The following is a 4,163-nucleotide window of genomic DNA, read 5'->3' as shown; positions in this document are numbered from 1 at the left end:
GTTGCAGGATATGCTGATCGGCGTCACCAACTTCTTCCGCGACCGCGAGTCCTTCGAAGCGCTGGAGCGCGACGTAGTGCCGCTGCTGTTCAAGGACAAGCTGCCGGCCGAGCAGGTGCGCGTCTGGGTGGCCGCCTGCTCCAGCGGCCAGGAAGCATATTCGATGACCATGCTGCTGGCCGATCACGCCGCGCAGTTGGCGAAGGCGGCGGAAATTCAGGTGTTCGCATCCGATATCGACGAACATGCGATTGCGGTGGCGCGCTCCGGCGTGTATCCGGCTGCCATCGCAATGGACGTACCGGCCTCGCGCATGCGCCAGTTCTTTACCAAGGAAGAGGACCGCTACCGCATCCGCAAGGCGGTGCGCGACCGCATCCTGTTCGCTTCCCACAATCTGCTGCGCGATCCGCCGTTCTCCAAGCTGGACATGATCTCCTGCCGCAACCTGCTGATCTACCTGAATCGGGATGTGCAGCTGCGCGTGATGGAGATGTTCCATTCCGCACTGAAGCCGGACGGCTTCCTGTTCCTTGGATCTTCCGAATCGGCTGATGCTGCTTCCGAATTCTTTGTCCCCTTCGACAAAAAGAACCGCATCTATCGCGCGCGTCCGCTGTCGCGCTCCTTGCGCTACATTCCGGCGCTGACCAACGGGCCGGTGAATCGCGTTCCCGAATTGCTGCTGACGCCCAATGGCGGCCGTCGCCAGTTCTCCTTCTCCGACGTGCATCAGCGCGCGCTGAGCAAATTCGCGCCGCCAAGCCTGATCGTGGACCGCGATTCGAACATCGTGCACATGTCCGACGCGGCTGGCCGCTTCCTGCGCCATGTGGGTGGCGAACCGTCGCGCAATGTGCTGGCGCTGGTGCTGCCGGAACTGCGGCTGGAAGTGCGCACCGCGCTGTACCAGGCGCTGCAAAGCGGCAGCAGCGTGGAGGGCCAGCGCGTGCTGATCAAGCGCGATGACAACAAAGCCTTTATCGTCAACGTGATCGTGCGTCCGTTCACCGACGAAGTGGCCAATGCGGAATTTGCCCTGGTGCTGTTCGAGGAAATCGAGCAGACCATGAACGGCGTGCCGCAGGAAGCCCAGGCGCAGCACCAGGATGTGGTACTGAATCAGCTCGAATCGGAACTCCAGCGCAGCAAGGAGAAGCTGCAGGAAACCATCGAGCACGCGGAAGTGTCGAACGAAGAGCTGCGCGCTTCCAACGAAGAACTGCAGGCCATCAACGAGGAACTGCGCTCGGCCACGGAGGAACTGGAAACCAGCAAGGAAGAACTGCAGTCGGTGAATGAGGAGCTTATCACCGTCAACTATGAGCTGAAAGTAAAGGTCGAAGAAACTGGCAAGGCCAATGATGACCTGAATAATCTGATTGCTTCCACCGACATCGCCACCATCTTTGTCGACCGCGCCCTGCGCATCAAGCGTTTTACGCCGCGCGCGGCCGACATCTTCAGCATCATCCCGTCCGACATCGGCCGCTCGCTGCTGGACATCACGCACCGCCTCGATTACGACGCGCTGGCCGAAGACGTGTCGGCCACGTTCGAAACCTTGCGCCTGGTGGAGCGCGAAGTGCGCAGCAACGATGGTCGCTATTACATCGTGCGCCTGCTGCCTTACCGTACCACGGAAGACAAGATCGAAGGCGCGGTGATGACCTTCTTCGACATCAGCACCCGCAAGGAGGCCGAGGAGAAAGTGCGCGCCAGCGAAGAATGGATTCGCCGCGTCGCCGCCAACAAGGCCGGAGCCGAAGCCGGCGTGCCGCTGCACACGATGGCCGAGGCGCGCGATGAATTCCTGACCGTGATGTCGCAGGAGCTGCGCCATCCGCTCAATCTTATTTATATCAACGCCGAGCTGYTGGCGCGTATGCCGGACGTAAAACAGTCCGCAGCGGCGTTGCGCGCGGCTGCCATCATCCGCAACTCGGTGGCCAACCAGTCCCGTATTATCGACGACTTGCTGGATATTTCACGCCTGCACACCGGCAAGCTGGCCATGTCCTGCCATGATGAAGACCTGGGCGCCATTGCCCAGCGCCTGATCGAGCTGCTGCGCGCCGGCGCCGAGACGGTGGACCTGCGCTATGAAGGCCCGCACATGCCGGCCGTGGTGTACGCAGACGCCGTACGCATCGAACAGGTGCTGTTGAATCTTCTGAATAATGCGGTGCGCCATACACCGGCTGGTGGCCGCGTCACGCTGGAGCTTACCGTGGAAGACAGCGAAGCACGGATCGATGTCAGCGATACGGGAGAGGGCATTGCTACCGATGCGCTGCCGCATATCTTCGACATGTACAGCCTTGCAGGCGCTGCGWCCTTGCGCAATAAGGGCGGGCTGGGTGTCGGCCTGGCGCTGGTACGCCAGATCGTCGAGCTGCATGGCGGGCGTGTGGACGCCAGTTCTCCGGGCCTGGGCGAGGGTAGTACCTTCTCTGTCTGGCTGCCGTTGTCGCGTACCGGCGCCCCGGTTGTATCGGGCGAGCTGTCTCCGTTGGCTTCCTGCGTGGCCGGGCGCAGCGTGCTGCTGCTCGACAGTGAGGACGATATGACCAGCATGTTCAAAGCCTTGCTGGAACTGGACGGCGCCAGCGTGCGCATTGCCAAAACGCCAGCGGAAGCCTTGTCCTTGCTGGAACGGGAGCGCTACGACTTGATAATCTCCGACATTTCGCTACCGGATATGGCGGACCATGACTTCATCCGCGAGGTGAGGGCGGTGACGGGCATGGCTACCGTGCCCGTGATTGCTACCAGTGGCATGGCGCGTGAAAAAGAGGTGGAGCAGGCACTGGCTGCAGGCTACACGACCCACATCACCAAACCCCTGTCGCTCGATATTTTGTGCGGCAAGCTGGCGGGCTTGCTGCCGCCATTGGCCTGACGCTACACGGGCTGTGTGCGCTGGCGCACAGACCGGGCCGTGGGGCGGCCACACTATGAGGAATGGCTCCCACAGTACAATTCGCGCAAGACCTGGTCGTAATCGGCGCCTCCAGCGGAGGGCAGCAACCCTTGCAGGCGGTACTGGCGGGATTGCCGGCAGGTTTTCAGGCCGCAGTGCTGATCGTCATGCATGTGGGACAACGCGAAAGCGTACTGCCTTCGCTGCTCGCAAGCAGCTGCGCACTCCCTGTGAAGCACGCCCACAGCCATGAAGCCCTGTTGCCGGGCCGTGTCCTGGTGGCGCCGCCGGACCGCCACCTGCTGGTGCTGCGCGATGGCACCGGCAGCTTTACGCAGCTGAGCCGTAGCGCGCGCGAAAACCACTGCCGTCCTGCCATCGATCCCTTGTTCCGTTCCGCTGCCGCCACCTATGGCCCTCGCGCCATCGGCGTAATATTGAGCGGGCAGCTCGATGACGGCACCATCGGCCTGCAGGCGATCAAGATGTGCGGTGGCCAGGCCATTGCCCAATCGCCCGACGAAGCCACGTCAGCCGATATGCCAAGCAGCGCGATCGAGCACGCGGATATTGACCGCGTGCTCAAGGCGCGCGAAATCGGCCCGATTCTGGCGGCAATGGTCGAAGCGGCGCAGGCAGGTCCGGCACCGCCACGCCCGGTGCCGGAGTGGGTCAAGGTTGAGAACCGTTTTGTGTCGGAGGATATGGACATGGACGCACTCTCGAGAATTGGGCATCCATCTACCTTCACCTGCCCGGAGTGCAACGGCACGCTGTGGCAGATCGACGGCACCAGGCCGCCGCATTACCGTTGCCATACCGGCCATGCGTTTTCCGAGCGCAGCCTGGCTGGCTCGCAGCATCGTAACGTGGAAGAAGCTTTGTGGTCGGCCGTGCGCGCCTTGCATGAGAAGGAAAAGCTGTACCGTCAAATGGCTGATGCAGCGCATACGGGCAGTTACGCCCGCGCGGCCGAAGAGTATGTCGAGCAGGCACTGGATGCCCAGCGCAAGGCCGAGGTGCTGCGCTCACTGCTAGCTAGCGGCGCTGCCTGAGCAAGTCAGGCGGTCAGCAGCTTGAGCACTTCTTCCTCCTCGACCTGGGGGAAGGCCTTGTAATGCCTGCTCACCGACATGAAATTCATCGGCATGGCCAGGCACTCGATCTCGTCGGCCAGCACCGATATCGCTGCCAGTGAATCCTCGGCAGCGACAGGCACCGCGCACACCAGCTTTTGCGG

General features: G+C 62.2%; 2 protein-coding genes and 1 pseudogene. 2 read left to right on the top strand and 1 reads right to left on the bottom strand.

All coding sequences use genetic code 11. The features are described from left to right. Together AB4Z11_RS25090 and AB4Z11_RS25085 are read left to right on the top strand one after the other, a co-directional pair. A partial coding sequence (locus tag AB4Z11_RS25090) for a CheR family methyltransferase (protein ID WP_442028491.1) occupies positions 1 to 2,902 on the top strand: 2,902 nt, incomplete at its 5' end. A 62-nt stretch (positions 2,903 to 2,964) separates the two neighbouring features. Further along, the gene (locus AB4Z11_RS25085) at positions 2,965 to 3,978 is read left to right on the top strand and encodes a chemotaxis protein CheB (protein ID WP_442028489.1); all 1,014 of its coding nucleotides are present in this window, start codon (positions 2,965 to 2,967) and stop codon (positions 3,976 to 3,978) included. 5 nt (positions 3,979 to 3,983) lie between these two features. Here the strand turns inward: AB4Z11_RS25085 and AB4Z11_RS25080 are convergent. Further along, a pseudogene (locus AB4Z11_RS25080) lies at positions 3,984 to 4,163 on the bottom strand (phosphoribosyltransferase); the annotation flags it as partial.

The organism is Pseudoduganella sp. RAF53_2, assembly GCF_052113985.1.
Lineage (GTDB): Bacteria > Pseudomonadota > Gammaproteobacteria > Burkholderiales > Burkholderiaceae_D > Rugamonas.
This window is presented reverse-complemented; position numbering and strand designations above follow the sequence as displayed.

What these genes read in the sequence shown, in the direction of transcription:
- AB4Z11_RS25085 (WP_442028489.1), top strand. Translation starts at nt 2,965, where the DNA reads ATGGCTCCCACAGTACAATTCGCGCAAGACCTGGTCGTAATCGGCGCC.